A 22988-nucleotide genomic window follows, 5' to 3' on the forward strand; every position below is an offset into this window, starting at 1 on the left:
ATGGCGCACGAGCCAGGCTCGGAGAAGGGCTCGCCGGACGGGCGGCCGGGTGGGCGCGGCGGGGACGGGATCCCCGACGGCCTGCTGGTCGGCGGCGTGGCGCTGCTGGTCAGCCTCGCGACGTTCACCTGGAGCGCGACGGGCCTGGCCGGGGTGATCGCGCACGGGAGGTGGCCCGAGGGGGTCACGTTCGTGCGCACCGGCACGGCGGTGCGGTCGTTCCTGACGGCGCCACGGGACGTGGCGTCGGCGTGGCCGGACGCGTCGCCCGAGCAGCTGCCGAGCCCGACGGTGCTGTGGCTGGTCTTCCTGACGCAGCTGGTGATGCTCTTCTCCACGGCGCTGCTCGTCTCGATCCAGGTGGCGCGGTGGCGCGAGCGACGGCGGGCGCGGCGTGCGGAGTGGGCGAAGTCCGCGCTGGGAGGGGCCGGGGAGGCGCCCCTGTCGGGGGAGGAGTGGGTCTCCCCGGAGCCCCGGTCGCGAGGCGCGCAGGCTCCGGAGCCGCCGCCCGACCCGGCGGCGTGGGCGCCGGGGGCCTCGGGGGCGGCCGGCCCGCAGATGCCCCTGCGGGACGATCCTGAGGGCGTCGGTCCTGGTCGGAGGGGTCAGCCCGCACAGCCCGGCCGGCCTGCTCAGACGGGCCAGTCGGGTCAGACCGACCAGGCCGGCCATGCGGGCCAGCCGGGCCAGGCCGGCCAGCCCTGGGGCGGGGCGTCGAACGCGGCGTCCGGCCCGGCGGGCGCCGCCGGCTTCGCGGCCTCCACCGGGCGGTCCACGGCGGAGGAGAACCCCCCGCCGCGCCGTCGCGCCAGTGCCGGTACCGGCGGCGCGGGAGCGCGCATGAGCGCCGGGGCACCCGGGCGGGACGTCGTCTCGACCATCGTGGACGCCCCCGAAGGGCTCGTCGTCGTGGACCCGGACGGGCGTCTGTGGTCGAGGACCACGCGGCAGCGAGGCCGGCTCGGCCCCGTGCACGTCTACGACCCGGGGCACCTCACCGACGCCCCCGTGCGGCTGCGGTGGGCGCCGCAACGCGGCTGCGAGGAGATGCCCGTGGCCCGACGCCGCGCCGCGGCGCTGCTGGCGCCCGTGCGCCCCACCGAGCCCGTCTTCCAGCTCGACGTCGAGACCGCCGAGACCCTCCTGCGCTGCTACCTCCACGCCGCCGCCCTCACCAACGCGCCCACGCAGGCCGTCCTGCGCTGGTCCCACGGCCAGGAGGCCGGCTCGCCGGCCAAGGTGCTGCGCGCCCACCGCCGGGCCGCGCCCGGCGCGTCGATGGAGCTGGAGAGCGCCCTCACCTCACACCCCGGCCGCCGGGACGCGGCGCTCGACCTCGTCGGCCGGGCCCTCGGCGGCCTGGAGCAGCTCCACATACGCCAGTCCTGCGCGTCGGGCCGCGTGGACTCCCTGGCGCTGGACAACGTGGAGGGCGAGGGCGGCACCCTCTACGTCGTCGGCGACCACAAGGAGACCGCCAGCCTGCGGTACGCCCTCCTCGACGCGGTGCTGTCCGAACAGCCGGGCCTGTCCCTGGTGAACGCGGGGGTGAACGCGGGCGGCTAGGCCGCGTCGTTCGGATCGTGGCGGGGCCGGTCCGGGACGACGCCCGTGGCGCGGAGCAGGCGGTCGAGCGCCCTCGCGTCCTCGCTGTGGGGGCGGGCGGTGTAGACGACGATCCGGAGGTCGGAGTCCAGCGTCGCGAGCACGTCGCAGTCGAGGGTGACCCGGCCCACCACCGGGCTGTCGATCGTCTTGCGCGCGGCGGTCCTGGGCGTGACCGCGAAGTCGTCCCACCGCTCCGCGAACGCCGGGCTGACCTGGCGCAGCTCGGCCACCAGCGCCGCGAGTTCGCGATCGTCCGGATAGCCGGCCATCGCGCGGCGGAGGTCGCCGACGAGCGTCCGCCCCAGTTGGTCGTGCTCCTCCTCGGTGTGCACGACCGGGCTGGGAGCGCCGGTGAAGTGACGCCACACGAGGTTGCCCGAGCGGGACGACGCGGACACGGCGTCGGTGACGCCGAGCAGGGCGTTCCAGGGCGGGTTGGCGTGGAGGAGGTCCCAGCTCGCGGTGAAGACCGCGACCGGGGTGTCGGCCAGCCGGTCCAGGACGCGGGCGGTGCCCGGACCGATGTGCCGCGGCACGACGCCCGCCGCAGGTGGCTGGGCCCCGCCGGCGCGGTAGAGCAGGTCCCGTTCGTCGTGCGAGAGGCGCAACGCGCGGGCGAGCGCCGCGAGAACCTGCGTCGACGGGTTCCGTGCCCGTCCCTGTTCGAGCTGGACGACGTAGTCCACCGAGATCCCGGCGACAGCGGCCAGCTCCTCCCGTCGCAGTCCGACGGTCCGCCGCGGTCCGACGTCGGGGAGCCCCACGTCGGACGGGCTCACGCGGTCACGCCACGAGCGCAACGCCCGAGCGAGCTCACCGGTTGGCACGGCACCATGGTCGCACCATCCTCCCGGGATCTCCCGCGGACAGGGTGGTACCGCGGGTACCTGGGACGGTCGAACGCCGGACCCGAGACTGACGGCATGTCACCACCGAACTCACCCTCGCCCTCACCGTCGGCGTCGCCCTCGCTGTCAGCCTCGCCCTCGCCCTCGTCCTCGTCCTCGCCCTCGCCCGAGTCGCCGAGCCACCCGTCGCCCACCGTCGCGGACGGCGCGCGTCACCCCGCCGAGGGAGGAGCCGTCCGATGAGCGAACTCGCCGTCGTCACGGGCGCCAGCGGCGGAATCGGGGAGCAGATCGCGGCCGGTCTCGCCCGCACCGGCGCGGCGGTCGTGCTCGTCGCCCGCGACCGCACCCGGCTGGAGCAGGCGCGGGGGCGCATCCGCGACGCCGTGCCAGGAGCCGAGTTGGAGACCGAGCCGGTCGACCTCGCGAACCTCGCCGAGGTCCGTTCCCTCGCCGACCGGCTCGCCGAGCGCGCTCCGTCGATCGTGGTGAGCAACGCCGCGGTCATCGCTCCGCTCGACGACCGCACGCCCGACGGGTTCCACCGCTCGCTCGTGACCAACCACCTCGCCCCCTACCTGCTGCTGCGCCGCCTCGCGGACCACCCGACGGCCAGGCCGCGCCGCCTCGTCGTCGTCGGTGCCTCGCCTCGCGGCCTCGCCCGCGTCCCCGTCGACCTGGACGACCTCAACGTGGAGGACGGACGCGGACTCGGCTTTCCACCCAGCTTCCGCCCGTTCGTCGCCTACGCGCGCACCAAGAACATGAACGCGATGTTCGTGTACGCGCTGGCATCCCGGCTCGCCGGCACGGGCACGACCGTCAACGGCGCCCACCCGGGCATCATCAGCGGCGGACGCCTCAACCGGCACGGTCGCGGCGCGCTGAAGGTGTTCGGCTCCCTCTGCGACCTCTTCGCGGCGGGCACGGACGCCGGCGCGGACACCCCCGTGTGGCTGGCGACGTCCGAGGAGGTCGAGGGCGTGACGGGCACGTTCTTCGTCAAGCGCCGGGCCGTCGAGACCGCGCCGCACACCACCGACCCGCACCGGGTGGAACGCCTGTGGCGCGAGAGCGCCCGCCTCGTCGGCCTTCCGGCCGGCGCCGAGCCGCGAGGGCCCGGCGCCGAGCCGACGCCTCTGCTCCCCTGACCGCCCCTTCCGACGCCGACCGCCAGCCGGGGTGACCCGTCCGCGCCTGGCGCGCGGGCCCGACGCCCGTCACGGCCTCCCGCCCGGCAGCCCTAACGCCCCGGCAGGTCCAGTTCCTCCCCCGTGACCGCGTCCACCAGCGTCCGGTCGCCCAGCTCCTCGTCCAGCTCCACCCGCACCGGGTCGACCAGCAGCTCGGCGGTGCAGCTCACGCCCGGGTGGGCCACCCCCCAGCCCGACACGAGCACCAGGTCCTCCGTCTCGTGCACCAGCGCGCCGAAGTCCTCCATCACACACGCGGAGTGCCCGACGTCCACGGTGACGCTCCGGTCCCCGGCGGCGGCGCGCCGCACCCCCTCCAGCGGCAGCAGGTCGGTGAACTCCCCGATCGCGGGCACCGGCTCCGGCCACGCCTCCGCCACCCGCGCGGCCCGTTCCTCGAGCGCCGCCTCGGGCACCTCCGCCTCCCAGCCCCGCGGCTCCTCCGCGCCGACCTCGCCGCATCCCGCCAGCAGGACCGCCGCCGCCGACGCGGCGACCGCCGCTCTCACCCACCCGCGCATGTCATGCCCCTCTCGCCTCTCCGCTCGCCTCGGCCCGCCCTCGCGGGCCGAGGTCTCCGATGAGACGGGGCACCCGCCCTCCACGTTCCCCGGGCGTTCTTGGACCTACTCCGGCCGGAGGGCGAGTTCGAAGCTCCAGAGCGAGGGATTGTTCGGGACACGGTCGGTGCCGCCGGTCGGGCGGAAGCCGAGCCTCGTGTAGAAGCGGGCGGCCCGCGCGTTGTGCTGGTGGCAGTTGAGCCGCACCTCAAGGCCGCCCGCCCAGGCGATCACCGTGTCCATCAGCTCGGCCGCCAGACCCGTGCCCCGGTGCTCGGGCAGCACGTAGACGCTGACGACCCGCGCGCAGACGCTCGTGGTGAACGCCGACAGCATCCCCGCCCACCGGCCGTCCTCGGTCTCCCCCGCGAAGGTGACGGTGCCCTCCCGCTCCCCCGACGCCCGCAGCTCCCAGTCGTGGCGGGTGAGCGCCAACGCGTCGCCGTAGCTCTCGAAGAACGCCAGCGGGGCTATCGGGTCGCGCAGCGCGGCCAGCCGAAGCTCCCTGAGCCGGTGCCAGTCCTGGCGGCGGGCCTGCACGAGCTTGTATGCCATGGGATCGATGCTGACAGTCGCGCGGCCATCCCGTAAATCGCCGCCGGGAAACGCACCGGGAATCACACCCGGAAACCCGCCGGGGAAACGCCGGGAAACTGGGTGGCATCCGTCCGTCGCGCCGAACTAGGGTCGCTTGCTTGTGTACAGCGCCGTGTCAACCAGCAGCTTCCGCCGCTACGCGACCTACCGGATGTCCACGGCCGCCGGCGTCTTCACCAACACGGTCTTCGGATTCATCGTGGCCTACGCCTTCATCGCCCTGTGGGAGACCCGCCCCCACCTCGGCGGCTACGACGAGGCGCAGGCGCTGACGTTCGTCTGGACCACGCAGGCGCTGATCGCGTGCGTCGCGGTCTTCAGCACCGGCTTCAACCACGAGATGCAGGAGCGCATCCACAACGGCGACATCGCGATCGACCTCTACCGCCCCGTCGACCTCCAGCTCTGGTACCTCGCCTCCGACCTGGGCCGGGCGGCGTTCCACCTGCTGGGGCGCGGGATCGTGCCGCTCACGGTCGGGGCCCTCGCCTTCGACCTGGCGCTGCCGCGCCATCCGCTCGTGTGGCTCGCGTTCCTCGCCTCGGTGACGCTCGCGGTGGTCGTGAGCTTCGCCCTGCGCTACATGGTCGCGCTCGCCGCCTTCTGGCTGATCGACGCCTCGGGCGTCAACATGATCTCCGCCCTGCTGTCGATGTTCGGCTCCGGGATGCTCGTGCCGCTCACCCTCTTCCCCGGGGCGTTCGGCGAGGTCGTGCGGCTGCTGCCGTGGGCGTCGATCCTCCAGGTGCCGGCGGACGTGCTGCTGGGGCGGCACGCCGGGCCGGTCGGGGTGGCCGGGGCGCTGGCGTTCCAGGCCGCGTGGGCGCTGGTGCTGCTGGCCGCCGGGCGGGCCCTCCAGGCGGCGGCGACGCGGAAGGTGGTTGTGCAGGGTGGGTGAACGGCTGGACGAACGGGCCGGTGGACGGGCGGGCGAACGGGCTGGGGGACGGACAGCCGAACGGCTGGGCGAGCTCGCGCACGGGCTGCGCGCGTACGTCCTGATCGTGGGCATGTGGGTGCGGTCGACGATGACGTACCGCACCTCCTTCGCGCTGGCCGCCGTCAGCAACGCGCTCACCAGCGCCCTCGACTTCGCGGCGGTCCTCATCATGTTCTCGCAGGTCGACTCGCTCGGCGGCTTCACCGTCGGCGAGGTGGCCCTGCTGTACGGCACGGCCTCCACCTCCCTCGGCCTCGCCGACCTCCTGCTCGGCAACATCGACGCGCTCGGCGCGCGGATCCGCGACGGCACGCTCGACGCCCAACTGGTGCGCCCCGTGCCGGTGTTCGTCCAGGTCGCCGCCGACCGCTTCGCGCTGCGACGCGTCGGCCGCATCGCGCAGGGGATCGCGGTGCTCGCCTGGGCGCTGACGCAGGTCGAGGGCGTGGAGTGGACGGTGGCGAAGGTGGCGTGGCTGCCGGTGATGGTGGTCAGCGGGGCGGCGATCTTCGGGGCGATCTGGGCGCTGGGCGGCGCGTTCCAGTTCGCGGCGCAGGACGCCGCCGAGGTGCAGAACTCCTTCACCTACGGCGGGAACGCGCTGCTGAAGTACCCGCCCACGGTCTTCTCGCGCGAGCTGGTGCAGGGCGTGACCTTCGTCGTCCCGCTCGCCTTCGTCAACTGGCTCCCGGCGCTGTGGATCCTCGGGCGCGAGGACCCGCTGGGGCTGCCGGGATGGACGGCGTTCGCCTCCCCCCTGGTGGCGGCGGCGCTGTGCGGGATCGCCGCGCTCGCGTGGCGGGCCGGGGTGCGCGGCTACCGCAGCACGGGGAGCTAGGAAGCCAGGGAGCCGGGGAGCCAGGGAGCCGAGGAGCCAGGAAACGAGAGGCCAGGGAGCGGGAGTGACGGAGAACCTCATCGAGGTGGAGGACCTGGAGAAGGTCTTCCGCGTACGGGTCAAGGCCGGCAGGCTGCGACGCGAACGGCGCGACGTCCGCGCCGTCGACGGCATCAGCTTCCACGTCGAACGCGGCGCCATGGTCGGGTACATCGGGCCGAACGGCGCCGGCAAGTCCACGACGATCAAGATGCTGACGGGCATCCTCACCCCCAGCGCCGGCCGGCTGCGGATCGCCGGCATCGACCCGTCCCGGGAACGGACCCGCCTCGCGCACCGCATCGGCGTCGTCTTCGGACAGCGCACCACCCTCTGGTGGGACCTGCCGCTGCGCGACTCCTACGCCCTGGTGCGCCGCATGTACCGGGTGCCCGAGGCCCGCTTCCGCGAGAACCTCGCCCGCTGCGTGGAACTGCTGGAGCTGGGGCCGCTGCTGGAGGTGCCGGTGCGGCAGCTGTCGCTCGGCCAACGGATGCGCGGCGACATCGCCGCCGCCCTGCTGCACGACCCCGAGGTGCTCTACCTCGACGAGCCGACGATCGGCCTCGACGTCGTCAGCAAGGCGAAGGTGCGGGAGTTCCTGCGCGACCTCAACGCCGAACGCGCCACCACGGTGCTGCTGACCACCCACGACCTGACGGACATCGAGCAGCTGTGCTCACGGGTAATGGTGATCGACCACGGCCGGCTGATGTACGACGGGCCGCTCGCGGGGCTCCACGAGGTGGGGAAGAGCGAGCGGATGCTGGTGGTGGACCTGGAGCGGGAGCTGCCGCCGATCACGGTCGAGGGCGCCCGCACGGTGCGGGTGGAGGGCCCACGCCAGTGGCTGTCCTTCCCGTCCACGGCCAGCGCGGCTCCCCTGGTCGCCCGCGTCGCCGAGCGGTACCCGCTGGTCGACCTGTCCCTGCGCGAACCGGACATCGAGGCCGTCATCGCCGAGATGTACGCCGCGGGCGCCCGGCCGGACGCCACGGCCCGGGAGGGGGCCGACACGGCTGACACGACCGAGACGGCCGACGCCGAGGGTGCGGGGGCTGGCGGGGGTGTGGGGGTGGGGTAATCCCCAGGGTGAAGAGGGAGACACGCACCATCGTGGGTGGGCCCCTCCGAGCGGCACCGTTGCCTGTGTACGGACAACGCTCCGAATCGACAGGTGACAGGCAAGGAGAGTGCCGTGGCTACGGCGATGTCGGCAATACCGGTCCCCCCCGTTCCCCCACGCGTCGCGGCCACGGTCGCGGCCCGCGCCGAGGGTGTGGTGAAGGCGTATGGCGTGGGTGAGGCGCGGGTGATGGCGTTGGACGGGGTGAGTCTTGACGTCGCGCGGGGGGCGTTCACCGCGATCATGGGGCCTTCGGGGTCGGGGAAGTCCACGTTGATGCACTGTCTGGCGGGGTTGGACACGGTGTCCTCGGGTCGGATCTGGATCGGGGGGACGGAGATCACGGGGTTGAAGGACAAGAAGCTGACGCGGTTGCGTCGGGATCACGTGGGGTTCATCTTTCAGGCGTTCAACCTGTTGCCGACGTTGAACGCGCGGGAGAACATCACGCTGCCGATGGACATCGCGGGTCGGAAGCCGGACGCGGAGTGGTTGGCGCGGGTGATCGACACGGTGGGGTTGCGGGAGCGGTTGGGGCACCGTCCGGCGGAGCTGTCGGGTGGGCAGCAGCAGCGGGTGGCGGTGGCGCGGGCGCTGGCGGCGCGGCCGGACATCATCTTCGGTGACGAGCCGACGGGGAACCTGGACTCGCGGGCGGGCGCGGAGGTGCTGGGCTTCCTGCGGCGCAGCGTCGACGAGCTGGGGCAGACCATCGTGATGGTCACCCACGACCCGGTGGCCGCGGCCTACGCCGACCGCATCGTCTTCCTCGCCGACGGCCGCATCGTCGACGACATGCACTCCCCCACGGCGGAGCTGGTCCTGGACCGGATGCGCCGCTTCGACGCGCGGGGGCGGGTGTCGTGACCGTCCTCAAGACCTCCCTGCGGAGCTTCTTCTCCCACAAGGCCCGGATGCTGCTGTCCGGGGTCGCGATCGTGCTGTCGGTGGCGTTCGTCTGCGGCACCCTCGTCTTCTCCGACACCCTGAACGCCACCTTCGACAGGTTCTTCTCCACCACCAGCTCCGACGTGACCGTCTCGCGCGACACGCCGGAGCACGCCAACGACACGGGCGTGCCCGCCACCCTGCCGGCCGCGGTGGCCGACCGGCTGGCCGAGGTGGACGGCGTGGCCGCCGCGCACGGCGTCGCGTCCCTCACGGGCGTCACGGTCGCCGGCGCGGACGGCGGCGACGTCATCGAGGCGCAGGGCCCGACGATCGGCACCGAGTGGGGCCCGGTCGCGCAGCGCACGATGGAGCTGGCCGAGGGCAGCGAGCCCAGCGGTCCGGGCGAGGCGCTGCTCGACGCCGACTCCGCCGAGCGCAGCGGCTACGCCGTCGGCGACGAGCTGGAGGTCACCACCTCCGCGGGCACGTTCCCGGTCACGCTCACCGGCCTCGCCGCGTTCGACGGCACCAACCCGGGCGCCGCGTACCTGATGATGGCGCCCGACGCCGCCCGCGGCCAGCTCCTGGGCTCGCCGGACGTCGTCAGCGAGGTGCACCTGGAGGCGGCCGACGGCGTCGGCGACGCCGAGCTGGCGCGGCGGGTGACCGCCGCGCTCGCCGACGCGGACGTCGGCGGGGACGTCGGCGGCGGCTTCGAGGTGCTGACGCGGGAGCAGAGCGCGCAGGAGATGAACGAGGAGGTCGGCTTCCTCAGCGTGATCCGCTACGCCATGCTCGGCTTCGCCGGCATCGCGGTGCTCGTCGGGATCTTCCTCATCGTCAACACCTTCTCCATGCTGGTGGCCCAGCGCACCCGCGAGATCGGCCTCATGCGCGCCATCGGCGCGAGCCGCCGGCAGACCGGCCGCTCGGTGCTGACCGAGGCGCTGCTGCTGGGTGTCGTCGGCTCGGCGGTGGGCATCGCCGCCGGCGTCGGCCTGGCCGTCGGCCTGATGACGTTGCTGGAGTCGGCCGGCGTCAACCTCGACACCTCCCAGCTGACCGTCAACGCCACCACGCCCGTGACGGGCCTGGTCGTCGGCGTCGCGGCGACGCTCTTCGCGGCGTGGCTGCCGGCGCGGCGCGCCGGCCGGGTCTCGCCGATGGCGGCGCTGCGCGAGGCCGGCAGCCCGGCGGGCGACGGCCGCCCGGGACGGGTGCGGGCGGCGCTCGGCCTGCTGCTGACGGGTGCGGGCGCGGCCACGCTGCTGGCCGCCGCCTCGGCCGACTCGGCGGGCGACGGCGCCCCGTACCTGGGGCTCGGCATCCTGCTGACGTTGCTGGGCGTCGTGGTCGTCGCCCCGCTGGCGGCGGCGCTGCTGGTGCGGGTGCTGAACGCGGTGGTGCTGCGGGTCTTCGGCCCGGTCGGCCGGATGGCCGGGCGCAACGCGATCCGCAACCCGCGCCGCACCGGCGCCACGGCGGTGGCGCTGATGATCGGGCTGGCGCTGGTGGCGGGCCTGTCGGTGGTGGCCTCCTCCATGCTGGCGTCGGCCGACGACCAGCTCGACCGCTCCGTCGGCGCGGACTTCATCATCGAGTCGACGGGCGACGGGCTGATGACCCCGGAGGCGGTGGCGGCGGTCCGGGACACCCCGGGCGTCGCGCACGTCACCGAGTACCGGATCGTGAACGTCGAGCTGGACCTGCCGGGTGGCGGGAGCTCCCACCAGGAGGTCATCGCGGCCGACCCGACGTACGCGCGGGACCTGCGGACCCCGATCGTCGCGGGCGAGCGGGCGGCGGCGTACGAGCAGGACCACATCTCGGTGAGCGAGTCCTTCGCCGAGGACCACGGGCTGGCCGTCGGCGACGAGATCCGGGCCCGCTTCGTGGGCGGCGAGCGGGCGACGCTGACGCTCGGCGCCATCACCTCGGAGAACACCCTCTTCGACCAGGGCGCGATGTACACCAGCACCGCGACGGCCCGCGCCCACCTGCCGGCCGACCAGATCCCGCCGACGATGCTGCTCTTCGCGCAGGCCGAGGAGGGCCGGCAGGCGGCGGTCTACGAGGCGCTGCGGCAGGCGCTGGAGCCGTTCCCGCAGTTCGAGGCGCGCGACCAGCAGGCGTACAAGCAGCTGCTGGAGGACGAGATCAGCGCCATGCTGAACATCGTCTACGGGCTGCTGGCGCTGGCGATCATCGTCGCGATCCTCGGCGTTGTGAACACCCTCGCCCTGTCGGTCATCGAGCGGACCCGGGAGATCGGCCTGATGCGGGCCGTGGGGCTGTCGCGGCGGCAGCTGCGGCGGATGGTGCGGCTGGAGTCGGTGGTCATCGCGCTCTTCGGCGCGGTCCTCGGCCTGGGGCTGGGCCTGGCGTGGGGTACGACGAGCCAGCGGGTGCTGGCGGAGTCGGGCTTCGGGGTCCTCGAGGTGCCGTGGTCGACGATCGCGGTCGTCTTCGTCGGCTCGGCGGTGGTCGGCCTGGTGGCCGCGCTGGTCCCGGCGTTCCGCGCGGGCCGCATGAACGTGCTGGCGGCGATCGCGACGGAGTGAGGCGGGTGCCGCCGCGCGTCGCGGGACGACGCGGGGCAGCACCGGCGGTACGGCAACGGCAACGGCAACGGCAACGAGCGGTACGGGAAGGGCACCGAGCGGCACCGGGCGCGGGTGGCTGGGACGAGGTCTCAGCCACCCGCGCCGAGTTCGCGGCTGCGGTCGCGCGCCGCTTCCAACGCGGCGATGAACGCGGCGCGGACCTTGTGGTCCTCCAGCTCCCTGATCGCGGAGATCGTCGTGCCGCCGGGGGAGGTGACGGCCTCCCGCAGCTTCACCGGGTGCTCGCCGGTGTCGCGCATCATCACGGCGGCGCCGACCGCCGCCTGCACGACGAGGTCGTGGGCCTGGTCGCGGGGCAGGCCGAGCAGGATCCCGGCGTCCGTCATGGCCTCGACGAGGTAGAAGAAGTACGCGGGGCCCGAGCCGGACAGGGCGGTGGCCGCGTCCTGCTGGTACTCGGGGAGCCGCTGGGTCCTGCCGACGCCGTCGAAGATCTCCTCGGCGTGCGCCAGGTGCTCCTCCGTGGCGTGGCTGCCGCCCGAGATGACGGACATGCCCTCGTCGACGAGGGCGGGGGTGTTGGGCATGACCCGCACGACCGGGGTGCCGGGGGTGAGGCGTTCCTCGATCGCGGCGGTGGGGATGCCGGCGGCGCAGGAGATCAGCAGCCGGTCGGCGGGGGTGTGCGGCGCGAGTTCGTCGACCAGGGCGGGCACGTCGCGCGGCTTGACGGCGAGGATGAGGGTGTCGGCGACCTTCGCGGCCTCGGTGTTGCTGACGACCTCCACGCCGTGTCGGGCGCGCAGCTCCGCGGCGCGTTCCTCGCGGCGCGCGGTGGCCAGCAGGGTCGCGGGCGGGCGGCCGGCGCGGAGCATGCCGCCGAGCAGCGCCTCGCCCATCTTGCCGGTGCCGATGACGGCGATTCTGCGTGTCGTGGACGTCATGGTCCACATCCTCGCACCGGGCGGCGCGCGCCGCCGGAGTGTCCGCGACGCGGGCGGGGCCGCTCGGCGCGGGTGGGGCCGCTCGGCGCGGCGCCCGGAGGTCTCAGCCGTCGCGCTCGGACCGCTTGATCGCGCGGGGGTGCTCGACGGGGAAGCCGTCGTTGGCGTACTCGCCGCGCGGGCGCGGCAGCAGCGGGCGGGAGGGCCGGCCGGGACGGACGGGCCGTTCGGGCCGTTCGGGAGCGGCGGGACGGGTGGAACGGGTGGGAAGCAGACGGCGGACGAGCCTGCCCAGCCTGGGCATGGGAGTTCCTCCTCGCGACCTGGTCGCGTCGGTCGGACCGGTCGGATCGGTCAGTGCGGCGGTTCGGTCAGGTCAGTGCGGTAGTGCGGTCGGTGCTGCGGTGCGGTCGGTGCGGTCGACGCCGGGCGGGTGGCGTCAGTCGAGTTCCCGCATCATGCGTTCCATCGAGCTGACCGACTTCCGGGTCTCGGACAGCTCGTCGGTGTAACGCCGGAGGATCTCGGTGTTGTCCTCCAGCAGTTCGGCGTACTTGGTGGCCAGCCTGCGGTACTCCTCCTCGCGGGCCGCCAGCATGCGGGCGCGCCACGTCGCGGCGACCTGCCAGACGATGACGATGAGCAGCGTGAACATCCCGGCCGTGCCGAATCCCGCCGCCGCGACGCCGGCCCAGTCCTGCGCCTGCGTGACCGTCGTGTCGTTCACGTTGCTTCCTCTTTCTCCGCCTCGTTCTCCGTGCTCAGCGACCTGGCGGCCTCGGCGACGGAGGCCGGGGTCAGTTCGTAGACGAAGGGGGTCACCTCGAAGAACTTCATGGCCTTCCCGTCCTCCGACAGCTCCAGCGTCCCGACGACCAGTCCCGCCGCCTCCAGTCGTTGCAGGTGCATGTGGAGCAGGGGGCGGCTCATGCCGATCTCGCGGGCCAGCCTGCTGACGTAGTTCCGCTCGGTGGCGAGCGCGGCGATGATGCGCATCCGGTGGGGATTGCCGAGAGCGGCAAGCACCTTCAGCAGTTCGTCGCCGTGCAAACGAAGCGTCCCTCCGTCATCCGTGACGTCGGTCGTGACGTTGTCCATGGCGTTCTCCCGGGCGTCCCCGACACGTTCGAGCGTCGCAGCGACCCCCCCACCTGTCAATGCAAGCTGACACCTGTCGGGGTGAGTTCAGGGTCGGGCTCAGGGACCGGCCAGGGGCGGTGCCCCGAGCGGCTCGGGGACGGTCCGGCGCGCCGGCCGCGTCAGCGCCGACGCCGGTCGGTGCGGCGGCGGGCCGGGTTGCCCGAGCGCTTCGCGATCGTGCGGTGGTGCCGTTCGACGGCCGCCTCGTAGGCGGCGCGGCGCGCCCGCTCCCCCGGTGCCTCCACCGTGCTGCGCAGCCCGTACGCGAGCAACAGGCCGACGAAGCCCACGATCTTGATGCTGCGGAACGACGGCTCGCCCGGGGCTCGGGCCGCGCCCTCCTCGTCCGTCCACTCGGTGTACTCGCCCCAGGTCCTGGTGAAGGCCATCGCGGTGCTGAGCGCGAGCGCCAACCCCACCAGCACCCGCAGCCACACGGCGCCCACACCGGCCACGACCAGCCACAGCACGAGGCCGCCGGCGGCTGCCAACAGCAGCGCCGCCGCGCCGAGAAGGACACGGCGCGGGGCGTAGCCACGGGAGTGGTCGACCCAGCACGTGCCGAAGAAGCGGATGGGCGCCGGGCGGGGGACGTCGGGAGCGTCGGACGAGCCATGCGGTATGGGGGATGGTGTGGGCATAGGGACGATTATTGCGGCCCGCCGCCGGCTCACCAGTACCCTGTCCCCGGTGACTGGGCAAACCGGGGGAATCCGGGGGAGACGTCGTGGCTGAGGGACACAGCACGCCCGAGCGGCTCGGACCATACGTGGTCGAGCGGCGCCTCGGCGCGGGCGGCATGGGCGTGGTGTACCTCGCGCGAACGGTCGCCGGGCGGCAGGTGGCGGTGAAGGCGATCCGCCGCGAGTACGCCGAGGACCCCGGCTTCCGTGACCGCTTCCGGCTGGAGGTGGCGGCGGCGCGGCGGGTCAGCGGGGCGTTCACGGCGCCGGTGGTGGACGCCGACCCCGAGGGCGACCCGCCGTGGCTGGCCACGCTCTACGTGCCGGGCGGCTCGCTGGCCGACCGGGTGGAGCGCGACGGGCCGCTGGGCGCGCGGGAGGCGGCGCGGGTGGGCGCGCAGCTGGCCGAGGCGTTGCAGGACATCCACCGCTGCGGCCTGGTCCACCGCGACCTCAAGCCGGGGAACGTGCTGCTGGCCGAGGACGGCGTGCGGGTCATCGACTTCGGCATCTCGCGGGCGCTGACGGCCTCGCGCCGGCTGACGGAGAGCGGGGCGGTGCTGGGCTCGCCGCCGTTCATGGCGCCGGAGCAGCTGACGGGCACGCGGGCGGTGGAGGAGCCGGCGGACGTGTTCGCGCTGGGCGCGGTGGTGGCGTTCGCGGCGACGGGGCAGAGCCCGTTCGAGCAGGGGGAGTCGCCGGGCGGGGACCCGTTGGCGGTCGCGTACCGGGTGGTGCACGAGGAGCCTCACCTGGTGGGGCTGCCGGAGGCGTTGCGCGAGCTGGTGACGCTGTGTCTGGCGAAGGATCCCGATCGGCGGCCGGACGTGGCGGCGGTGCTGCGGATGGCTGCGTGGGCGGACGCGCGGGTGCCGACGGAGGAGGTGCCTCGGCTCCGGGGGCCGGCCGTGTCGCCGGCCGCGCCCCCCGCCGTGTCGCCCGCCGCGCCGCCGGTCCCGGTCGAGGGAGCGGCCCGGGAGCCGGGCGGCCAGTCGCTCGGGCAGCCGGTCGGTCCGGCGGCCGGCTCGGCGGCCGTCGCCGCGCGGCGGCGGCGGGGCGGCTGGCGGGGGGCGGCGGCCCTGGCGGCCGTCACGGCGGTGCTCGCGGCGACGGGCTTCGGTGTGTGGCTCGCCACCGCCTCCTCCGAGACCACCGGCGGCCAGGGCGACACGAGCGGCCAGGGCGGCGGGGGCGACGCGGGAGGCACGGGCGACGCGGGCGGCACGGGCGGGGGCGACGGCCGGCCCGAGCCCGCCGCGTTCCGCCCCTGGGAGCTGCCGTTGCAACAGCTGGGCGTGCTGGACGCCCCCACCTCCGGATTCGGCTGCCGGACGGCGACCGACGCGAACCTGCTGTGCTTCTCCGGCGGCGAGCTCACGGTGCTGCTCGACGCGGCCACCGGACAGGAGCTGTGGCGCCACCACGGGCCTCGCACGGCGGCCGGCGGCCCGACCGCCGTCCAGGACGAGGCGGGGACCATCTTCACCGTCTCCGAGAAGGGCGTCCTCGCGCTGGACGAGGACGGCGGCGAGCTGTGGGAGGTCGACGTGCCCGAGCTGATGGGCACCATGCTCACCGCGCGCGACGCCCTCGTCGTCCAGAACGGCGACAGCACGCTCCGCTTCTACGACCGGCGCTCCCCCGACGCCGTGGGGACCTGGGAGGCCCCCGGCCGGTACGTCACGGCGACCCTGGGCAACGGCTCCCAGGTGCTGGTGGAGAGCCGCGACGGCGCCACCGGCGCCGACCCGCAGCTGATGCTGCTCGACGCGAGCGGCCGCGAGCTGTGGTCACTGCCGGCCAGCCCGCCGCCCGAGGTGCGCAGCCTGCTGGAGCCCGTCGGCATGGACGGGGAGGCCGCGTACTTCCTGGTGCACGACGCCGACCTGCCGGTGGTCACGGCCGTGCTGCGGCTGGACCTCGCCACCAGCGCGTGGACGTGGACCGACCTGCCGGCCCCGGCCGAGCCCCGTGGCGTGGCCGAGGACGGCGTGGTCTACGTCGCGGACATGGGCGGCGGGGTCACGGCCGTCGACGCCGCCGCCGCCGAGGTGCTCTGGACCGGCGAGACGGGAGCCAGCGCCGCCTCGGCGCCCGCCGTCGCCGACGGCCGGCTGTACCTGAGCGACGGCGACGGCCGGCTGTACGCGGTGGACGTCGCCGACGGCGCGGTCCTCGACACCGGCGAGCCCCACCGGGGCACGCCGGGGCTGGGCAGCGACGCCTGGGCCCCCGCACCGGTGATCACGGACGAGGTCGCGTACGTGACGACGCTGGGGAACACCCTCTACGCGGCGCCGCTGGCCGACACCGCGCCCCGCTGAGGGCTGTCCCGCCAGGGATCGCGGGACAGCCCTCAGGGACGCGGGTGGTACCGCAGCAGCACGTTGCCCGAGCGGAACACCGTGACCGCCCCGGCCGCGAGGGGGACGCGCTCCCTCAGCCCGGCGAGCAGGCTCCGGCCCCGGCCCAGCAGCACCGGGTACAGCAGGACCCGCAGCTCGTCCACGAGCCCCTGCTCCAGCAGCGTCACGGTCAGTCCCGAGCTCCCGAAGACCGCGACGTCACCGCTGGACTCCGCCCGCAGCCGGGCGACCTCGGCGCCGAGGTCGGCACCGTCGGTGACGCGGGTGTTCTCCCAGGGGGTGACGCGTCCGCTCCGCGTCACGACGGTCTTGGGCACGGCGTTCATGAAGGCCGCGACCTCGGGCAGCCGCTCGGCCGCCTCCGGCGTGGGCCAGACCTCGGCGAAGTGCTCGTGGGTGCGCCGGCCCAGCAGCAGGGCGCCCACCTCGCGGGTCTGCCGCAGGTTCCAGTCGAAGAACTCCTCGTCGTACACGCCGAAGTCCAGCTCCCCGTCCGCTCCCTCGTGGTACCCGTCGAGGGAGCAGAACAGGAACGCGAACACCTTCCGCCTCGGGCCGTCAGGCACCGACTCGCCACGCATCCCGACTCCTCTCGGTTGTCCTCCACAGGACAGACCGGGCGGAGCCACGGAAGTCATCGCCCGCGAGGAGCGGACCGGGTGGAGGAGCGACGAGCGGAGGTTGGACGAGCGGACGCGGACGCCGGGCCCGCTCAGCCGTCGAGCTTGGTGACGTCGCGGACCGCGCCCTTGTCGGCGCTGGTGGCCATCGCGGCGTACGCGCGCAGTGCCAGCGACACCTTCCGGTCGCGCGCCACGGGCGCGTACCGTCCGCCGAGCGCGGCCCGCCGGGCGGCGAGCTCCTCCTCGGAGACCTTCAGCTCGATGCTCCGGCTCGGGATGTCGACGCGGATCAGGTCGCCGTCGCGCACCAGCGCGATCGTGCCGCCGGCCGCCGCCTCGGGCGAGACGTGGCCGATGGACAGGCCGGAGGTGCCGCCGGAGAAGCGCCCGTCGGTGACGAGGGCGCACTTGGCGCCCAGGCCGAGGCCCTTCAGGAACGACGTCGGGTAGAGCATCTCCTGCATGCCGGGGCCGCCCTTGGGGCCCTCGTACCGGATGACGACGACGTCGCCCTCCCTGACGCGCTTCCCGAGGATCGCCTCGACGGCCTCCTCCTGCGACTCCACGACGACGGCCGGACCCTCGAAGGTGAAGATCGACGGGTCCACGCCGGCGGTCTTCACGACGCAGCCGTCCTCGGCGAGGTTGCCGTGGAGCACGGCCAGGCCACCGTCGGGGGTGTGGGCGTGGGCGACGTCGTGGATGCAGCCCTCGGCGGCGTCGGTGTCGAGGGACTCCCAGCGCTCGGACTGGGAGAACGCGCTGGCGGAACGGACGCAGCCGGGCGCGGCGTGGAACAGCTCGACCGCCTCGGCCGAGGGCGAGCCGCCCCGGATGTCCCAGGTCTTGAGCCAGTCGGCGAGCGAGGAGCTGTGGACGGAGTGGACGTCCTCGTTGAGCAGCCCGGCGCGGTACAGCTCGCCGAGGATGGCGGGGATACCGCCGGCGCGGTGCACGTCCTCCATGTGGTAGCTGCCGTTGGGGGCGACCTTGCAGATGCAGGGCACGCGGCGCGAGATCGCGTCGATGTCGCCCAGCCCGAAGTCGAGCCCGGCCTCGTGCACGGCGGCCAGCAGGTGGAGCACGGTGTTCGTCGAGCCGCCCATGGCGACGTCGAGGGCCATCGCGTTCTCGAACGCGGCGCGGGAGGCGACGGCGCGGGGCAGCACCGTCTCGTCGTCCTGCTCGTACCGGCGGTGGGTGATCTCCACGACCGTGCGGCCCGCGGCCTCGTACAGCTCGCGGCGGGCCGTGTGGGTGGCCAGCACGGAGCCGTTGCCCGGCAGCGCGAGGCCGAGGGCCTCGACCAGGCAGTTCATCGAGTTGGCGGTGAACATGCCGGAGCAGGAGCCGCAGGTGGGACAGGCGGCCTCCTCGATGCGCTGGAGGTCCTCGTCGGAGGTGGTCGGCGAGGCCGACTCGGCGATGGCGCTGATCAGGTCGAGGTTGGAGCGGACCCGGCCGTCGACGAGGGTGGTCTTGCCCGCCTCCATCGGCCCGCCGGAGACGAAGACGGTGGGGATGTTGAGGCGGAGGGCCGCCATCAGCATGCCCGGCGTGATCTTGTCGCAGTTGGAGATGCAGACCAGGGCGTCGGCGCAGTGCGCCTCGACCATGTACTCCACCGAGTCCGCGATCAGGTCGCGGGAGGGGAGGGAGTACAGCATGCCGCCGTGGCCCATGGCGATGCCGTCGTCCACGGCGATCGTGTTGAACTCGCGCGGCACGCCGCCCGCGGCCTTGATCGCGTCGGAGACGATGCGGCCGACGGGCTGGAGGTGGGTGTGGCCCGGCACGAACTCGGTGAAGCTGTTGGCCACGGCGACGATCGGCTTGCCGAAGTCCTCGCGCGCTACGCCCGCCGCGCGCAGGAGGGCACGGGCACCCGCCATGTTCCGGCCGTGTGTAACGGTGCGGGACCTCAGTGTCGCCATGGATTACGTCCTCTCGTGCTCTCGCCGCACGGCAGCTGCCGTCTCGGCGCGGCTCACTCGCACCGAGGCTACGCTCCCGGCCCGACGTACGGGACGGGGATACCGCGATCCGAGACAGGATGGCGCGTTACCAGCCTTCGGCGCCGGCCTCGCTCCGGCCTCGGGGCGCGGTCGGACCCGGCTCGACGGACGGCCGCCGCGTGACGCGCCACCTCCGCGCGCAACCTCAGCGCCGCCTCAGCGCGCCGCGACCGGGGCCGGCGCGGGTTCGACGGGCTCGTCCGTCCGGTGCGGGGCCGGTCAGTCCCGGTCACGCGGGCTGGGGCGGGGGTCGGCCGGGTGGGGGGCGAGCAGCGGGAGCTGGGCGGCGAGACGCTGCTCACACAGGTCGACCAGCACGTCGTAGCCGTCCTTGCCCATCAGCTCGACGAGCTCGGGCCGGTAGGAGAGGTACAGCGGCTGACCCGCACCGTGGGCGCTGGGCGCGCCCGTGCACCACCAGTGCAGCTCGTGGCCGCCGGGGCCCCAGCCGCGGCGGTCGTACTCGCCGATCGTGACGTACAGCCGCTGCTCACCGTCGGGCTGCTCGACCCACTCGAAGGTGCGGCGCACCGGCAGCTGCCAGCAGACGTCCGGCTTGGTCTCCAGCGGCTCGCGGCCCTCGCGGAGGGCGAGGGTGTGGAGCGCGCAGCCGGCGCCGGCGGGGAAGCCGGGGCGGTTGAGGAAGATGCACGCGCCGTCGATGAGCCGCGTGCGCCGCGCGGGCCCGTCCTCGTCCTCGTCCTCCTCCCCTTCCTCCTCCTCGCCCTCGTCCTCGAACTCCTCCTCGCCCTCCTCGAACCCGACGATCCACTCGCCCGCGTCGCTCTCGTCGCTCTCGTCGCTCTCGTCGACCTCGTCCGTCTCCACGTCGGAGTCGTCGACCTCCTCGACCCAGCCCTGCTCGCCGTGCCCCTCGGCGTGGAACTGCCAGAGCTCGGGCGTCAGCCGGGCGACGTGCCCGGCGACCCGTCGCTCGTCGTCCTCGTCGGCGAAGTGCGCCCCGAGGGTGCAGCAGCCGTCGGCGCTCCGGCCGGGCGCGATGCCCTGGCAGCCGCGGCCGAAGACGCACTGCCAGCGGGAGGTGAGCCAGGTCACGTCGCAGCGGAACACCTGCTCCGCGTCGGCCGGGTCGGGGAACTCCACCCAGGCCCGGGAAAAGTCGAGCGCCACCTCGTCGCCGTCCGCCCGGCGCCGAGCGCCGTCGAACGTCGCCCGCGCGCCGGATTCGGCGCTCTCGGCAGTCGGTGTGCCCACCTTCGTCCCCTTCGTCTTCTTCGCCACACCGCAAGAGTAGAGCGCGGAGTAGCGTGGTCCCCCATGAGGCTGGGAGTTCTGGACGTCGGTTCCAACACGGTCCACCTGCTGGTCGTGGACGCGCACCCCGGGGCGCGCCCGCTGCCGGCCTACTCGCACAAGGCGCAGCTGAAGCTCGCGGAGCTGCTGGACGACAGCGGCGCGATCGACGACGAGGGCGTCGACCGCCTCGTGGCGACCGTCCGTGAGGCACTGGAGGTGGCGGAGGACCACGGCGTGGCGGACCTGCTGACGTTCGCGACCTCGGCCGTGCGGGACTCGACCAACGCCGACGCGGTGCTGTCGCGGGTCAAGTCCGAGACGGGCGTGGAGCTGACCGTGCTGTCGGGCGAGGAGGAGGCGCGGCTGACGTTCCTCGCGGCCCGGCGGTGGCTGGGCTGGTCGGCCGGGCGGCTGCTGCTGTTCGACATCGGCGGCGGCTCGCTGGAGATCGCCTACGGCATCGACGAGAGCCCGGACGCGGCGGCGTCCCTCCCGCTGGGCGCCGGCCGGCTGACGGCCAGTCACCTGCCCGGCGACCCGCCCTCCTCGGGGGACGTGCGGGCGCTGCGCCGCATGGTGCGTTCCAGCATCGCCGGCGTGGTGGGGGACTTCACCCGGTTCGGGACACCCGACCGGGTGGTGGCGACGTCGAAGACGTTCAAGCAGCTCGCCAGGATCGCCGGGGCGGCCCGTTCGGCGGAGGGGCTGTACGTGCGGCGCGACCTGACCCGCGCCGACCTGCGGGTGTGGAGCCAGAAGCTGGCGGAGATGCCCGAGCACGAACGGCAGGAGCTGCCGGGCGTCTCCGAGGGCAGGGCCGGGCAGTTGCTGGCGGGCGCGGTGGTGGCCGAGGCGGCGGTGGACCTGTTCGGTGTGGAGACGTTGGAGATCTGCCCTTGGGCGCTGCGGGAGGGCGTCATCCTGCGCCGGCTGGACCGCATGCGCAACGGCGGGTCCTGAGCGGCGGGGCCGGGCCGGGCGCCGGCTCGCGGCCGGGCTCCCGGACCGACTTCCGGCCGGACCCCCGGGCAGGGTTCCGGCCGGACCCCCGGGCAGGCTGAGAGACGGGCCACGGCCCGGCCCGTGAGCCGGGTCGTGGTGGGCGGGCCCGCCGGGGCGGTCGGGTCGCCCCTCACGCCGTGCGGCGGCGGAGGGTGGCGGCGCCCACGGCCAGCACGGCGAGGGCGACACCGGCGACGACCAGCACGTCACGGACGTAGTCCCCCGTGATCTCGGCGTTGTTCAGCACCTCGTTCATGCCGTCCACGGAGTACGACATCGGCAGCACGTTGGAGGCGTACTCCAGGACCGGCTGCATGCTGGCGCGTGGCGCGAACAGCCCGCAGAGCAGCAGCTGGGGGAAGATCACGGCCGGCAGGAACTGCACCGCCTGGAACTCCGAGGCGGCGAAGGCCGAGACGAAGAGGCCGAGAGCCGTGCCCAGCAGCGCGTTGAGCAGCGCGACGACGAGCAGCAGCCACGGCGAGCCGGCGATGTCGAGGTCCAGCAGCCAGAGCGCGACGCCGGTGGCGAGGCTCGCCTGGAGGACCGCGAAAAGCCCGAACGCCAGGGCGTAGCCGCCGATCAGGTCGGCCTTGCCCAGCGGCATCACCAGCAGCCGTTCCAGCGTGCCCTGGGTCCGCTCGCGGAGCGTGGCGATCGAGGTGACCAGGAACATCGTCGTCATCGGGAAGATCCCGAGGAGCGAGGAGCCGATGAAGTCGAAGGCGTCGCGGTCGGAGTCGAAGACGTAGAACAGCAGGGTCAGCAGGAGAACCGGGACCAGCAGGAGGAGCGCCACGGTGCGCCGGTCGTGGCCGAGCTGCCGCAGCACGCGGCGGGCGGTGGCGGTGGTGCGGGACGGGCTCATGACCGGGAGACCCCTTCCGTGTCCGTGTCCGTGTCCGTGTCCGTGTCCGTGTCCTTCTTCGCGTCCTCGTTCCGACCACTCCTCGAACCGCTCGGCCCCTCGCGGCCACTCGGGTCCTGCCGGGCGGCGTCGACGTCGACGAGGTGGAGGAAGGCGTCCTCCACGCTGCCGCCGACCAGCTGCCGCAGCGCCTCGGGGGTGTCGTCGGCGAGGATGCGGCCCTCCCGCATCAGCAGCAGCCGCTCGCAGCGGTCCGCCTCGTCCATGACGTGGGAGGAGATCAGCAACGTGGCCCCGCGGTCGGCGGCGATGCGGTGGAAGAGCTGCCACAGGTCGCGGCGGAGCACGGGGTCGAGGCCGACGGTGGGCTCGTCGAGCACGAGCAGCTCGGGGGTGCCGAGCAGCGCGACGGCCAGGGAGACGCGGGAGCGCTGGCCGCCGGAGAGCCGGGCGGCGAGCGCGTCGGCGTGTTCCGTGAGGTCCACGTCGGCGAGGGCGTCGGCGACCGCGCGGGTGCGCCGGGCACGGGGGATGCCGAGGACGGCCGCGTAGTAGTCCAGGTTCTGGCGGGCGGTGAGGTCGACGTAGACGGACGGGCTCTGCGTCACGTATCCGATGCGGGGCCGCAGCTCGGCGCTGCCGGCCGGGCGGCCGAGCACCTCCAGGGTGCCGCTGACCCGGGCCTGGGCACCGACGATGGCGCGCATCAGCGTGGTCTTTCCGCAGCCGGAGGGGCCGAGCAGGCCGGTGACGCTGCCGCGCGCCACCGAGAAGTCCAGCCCGTCGAGAACCTGCCTGCCGCCGCGCACCACGCCGAGGGCCGTGGCCCGCACGGCGGGCCCGTCGGGCTGCTCACGCTGGGTGATGTCTGTCATGTAATTCATCG

Annotated in this window: 22 protein-coding genes; 9 read left to right on the forward strand and 13 right to left on the reverse strand. The window is 74.1% G+C overall.

All coding sequences use genetic code 11. The features are described from left to right. Positions 1-1566 carry a type VI secretion protein gene (locus tag ACTWP5_RS02975; RefSeq protein ID WP_443219092.1) on the forward strand — a complete coding sequence of 522 codons (1566 nt, stop codon included), beginning with the start codon at positions 1-3 and terminating at the stop codon, positions 1564-1566. Here the strand turns inward: ACTWP5_RS02975 and ACTWP5_RS02980 are convergent. Next, positions 1563-2435, reverse strand: coding sequence for a helix-turn-helix domain-containing protein (locus ACTWP5_RS02980; RefSeq protein ID WP_443219093.1), 873 nt, complete (start codon positions 2433-2435; stop codon positions 1563-1565). The two genes, ACTWP5_RS02975 and ACTWP5_RS02980, sit on opposite strands and share 4 nt — an antisense overlap. 260 nt (positions 2436-2695) lie before the next feature. On the opposite strand from ACTWP5_RS02980, the gene ACTWP5_RS02985 reads away from it, so the two are divergent. Next, entirely contained in the window at positions 2696-3607 is a 912-nt protein-coding gene (locus tag ACTWP5_RS02985) for an SDR family NAD(P)-dependent oxidoreductase (protein ID WP_443219094.1), read from the forward strand. A gap of 92 nt (positions 3608-3699) precedes the next feature. Here ACTWP5_RS02985 and ACTWP5_RS02990 read toward each other — a convergent pair whose 3' ends face one another. Both ACTWP5_RS02990 and ACTWP5_RS02995 read right to left on the reverse strand, forming a co-directional pair. Next, positions 3700-4170: a hypothetical protein gene (locus tag ACTWP5_RS02990; protein ID WP_443219095.1), complete on the reverse strand. Its 471-nt coding sequence runs from the start codon at positions 4168-4170 to the stop codon at positions 3700-3702. Between the two features lie 105 nt (positions 4171-4275). Further along, on the reverse strand, positions 4276-4764 hold the full coding sequence (locus ACTWP5_RS02995; RefSeq protein WP_443219096.1) for a GNAT family N-acetyltransferase: 489 nt from the start codon (positions 4762-4764) through the stop codon (positions 4276-4278). Positions 4765-4957: 193 nt separating this feature from the next. Here ACTWP5_RS02995 and ACTWP5_RS03000 point away from each other — a divergent pair, with 193 nt between their 5' ends. From ACTWP5_RS03000 to ACTWP5_RS03020, 5 genes are all read left to right on the forward strand, one after another. Further along, positions 4958-5704, forward strand: a complete 747-nt coding sequence (locus ACTWP5_RS03000) for an ABC transporter permease (RefSeq protein ID WP_443219329.1) — start codon at positions 4958-4960, stop codon at positions 5702-5704. A 64-nt stretch (positions 5705-5768) separates the two neighbouring features. After that, complete coding sequence (locus ACTWP5_RS03005; RefSeq protein ID WP_443219330.1) at positions 5769-6584, forward strand: ABC transporter permease; 816 nt, start codon at positions 5769-5771, stop codon at positions 6582-6584. A gap of 64 nt (positions 6585-6648) precedes the next feature. Continuing rightward, positions 6649-7707 carry an ABC transporter ATP-binding protein gene (locus tag ACTWP5_RS03010; RefSeq protein WP_443219097.1) on the forward strand — a complete coding sequence of 353 codons (1059 nt, stop codon included), beginning with the start codon at positions 6649-6651 and terminating at the stop codon, positions 7705-7707. Positions 7708-7833: 126 nt separating this feature from the next. Continuing rightward, on the forward strand, positions 7834-8616 hold the full coding sequence (locus ACTWP5_RS03015) for an ABC transporter ATP-binding protein (RefSeq protein ID WP_443219098.1): 783 nt from the start codon (positions 7834-7836) through the stop codon (positions 8614-8616). Further along, the gene (locus ACTWP5_RS03020) at positions 8613-11201 is read left to right on the forward strand and encodes an ABC transporter permease (RefSeq protein WP_443219099.1); all 2589 of its coding nucleotides are present in this window, start codon (positions 8613-8615) and stop codon (positions 11199-11201) included. The genes ACTWP5_RS03015 and ACTWP5_RS03020 overlap by 4 nt, the downstream gene beginning before the upstream one ends. A gap of 131 nt (positions 11202-11332) precedes the next feature. On the opposite strand, the gene proC is transcribed toward ACTWP5_RS03020, so the two are convergent. From proC to ACTWP5_RS03045, 5 genes are all read right to left on the reverse strand, one after another. Next, entirely contained in the window at positions 11333-12148 is an 816-nt protein-coding gene (gene proC / locus ACTWP5_RS03025) for a pyrroline-5-carboxylate reductase (protein WP_443219100.1), read from the reverse strand. 103 nt (positions 12149-12251) lie between these two features. After that, a complete protein-coding gene (locus ACTWP5_RS03030; protein ID WP_443219101.1) occupies positions 12252-12452 on the reverse strand; it encodes a hypothetical protein in 201 nt (66 codons plus the stop codon). Positions 12453-12587: 135 nt separating this feature from the next. Next, positions 12588-12875: a hypothetical protein gene (locus ACTWP5_RS03035; protein ID WP_443219102.1), complete on the reverse strand. Its 288-nt coding sequence runs from the start codon at positions 12873-12875 to the stop codon at positions 12588-12590. Beyond that, positions 12872-13246, reverse strand: coding sequence for an ArsR/SmtB family transcription factor (locus tag ACTWP5_RS03040; RefSeq protein WP_443219103.1), 375 nt, complete (start codon positions 13244-13246; stop codon positions 12872-12874). The genes ACTWP5_RS03035 and ACTWP5_RS03040 overlap by 4 nt, the downstream gene beginning before the upstream one ends. Positions 13247-13407: 161 nt before the next feature. Further along, positions 13408-13929: a hypothetical protein gene (locus tag ACTWP5_RS03045; protein WP_443219104.1), complete on the reverse strand. Its 522-nt coding sequence runs from the start codon at positions 13927-13929 to the stop codon at positions 13408-13410. Positions 13930-14015: 86 nt separating this feature from the next. Between ACTWP5_RS03045 and ACTWP5_RS03050 the strand changes: the two genes are divergently transcribed. Continuing rightward, positions 14016-16295, forward strand: a complete 2280-nt coding sequence (locus tag ACTWP5_RS03050; protein ID WP_443219105.1) for a protein kinase domain-containing protein — start codon at positions 14016-14018, stop codon at positions 16293-16295. A 32-nt stretch (positions 16296-16327) separates the two neighbouring features. On the opposite strand, the gene ACTWP5_RS03055 is transcribed toward ACTWP5_RS03050, so the two are convergent. The 3 genes from ACTWP5_RS03055 to ACTWP5_RS03065 form a co-directional block, all read right to left on the reverse strand. Continuing rightward, the gene (locus tag ACTWP5_RS03055; RefSeq protein ID WP_443219106.1) at positions 16328-16918 is read right to left on the reverse strand and encodes a dihydrofolate reductase family protein; all 591 of its coding nucleotides are present in this window, start codon (positions 16916-16918) and stop codon (positions 16328-16330) included. A gap of 131 nt (positions 16919-17049) precedes the next feature. Next, positions 17050-18894 (reverse strand): dihydroxy-acid dehydratase, encoded by a 1845-nt coding sequence (gene ilvD, locus ACTWP5_RS03060; RefSeq protein WP_443219107.1) that lies wholly within the window; start codon positions 18892-18894, stop codon positions 17050-17052. 300 nt (positions 18895-19194) lie between these two features. Further along, a complete protein-coding gene (locus tag ACTWP5_RS03065) occupies positions 19195-20190 on the reverse strand; it encodes a hypothetical protein (RefSeq protein WP_443219108.1) in 996 nt (331 codons plus the stop codon). A 63-nt stretch (positions 20191-20253) separates the two neighbouring features. Here ACTWP5_RS03065 and ACTWP5_RS03070 point away from each other — a divergent pair, with 63 nt between their 5' ends. After that, complete coding sequence (locus tag ACTWP5_RS03070; protein ID WP_443219109.1) at positions 20254-21192, forward strand: Ppx/GppA phosphatase family protein; 939 nt, start codon at positions 20254-20256, stop codon at positions 21190-21192. 172 nt (positions 21193-21364) lie between these two features. On the opposite strand, the gene ACTWP5_RS03075 is transcribed toward ACTWP5_RS03070, so the two are convergent. Next, a complete protein-coding gene (locus tag ACTWP5_RS03075; protein WP_443219110.1) occupies positions 21365-22102 on the reverse strand; it encodes an ABC transporter permease in 738 nt (245 codons plus the stop codon). Beyond that, entirely contained in the window at positions 22099-22986 is an 888-nt protein-coding gene (locus tag ACTWP5_RS03080) for an ABC transporter ATP-binding protein (RefSeq protein WP_443219111.1), read from the reverse strand. The genes ACTWP5_RS03075 and ACTWP5_RS03080 overlap by 4 nt, the downstream gene beginning before the upstream one ends. Between the last annotated feature and the right edge of the window lie 2 nt (positions 22987-22988).

The organism is Streptomyces sp. 4N509B, assembly GCF_052245655.1.
Lineage (GTDB): Bacteria > Actinomycetota > Actinomycetes > Streptomycetales > Streptomycetaceae > Streptomyces.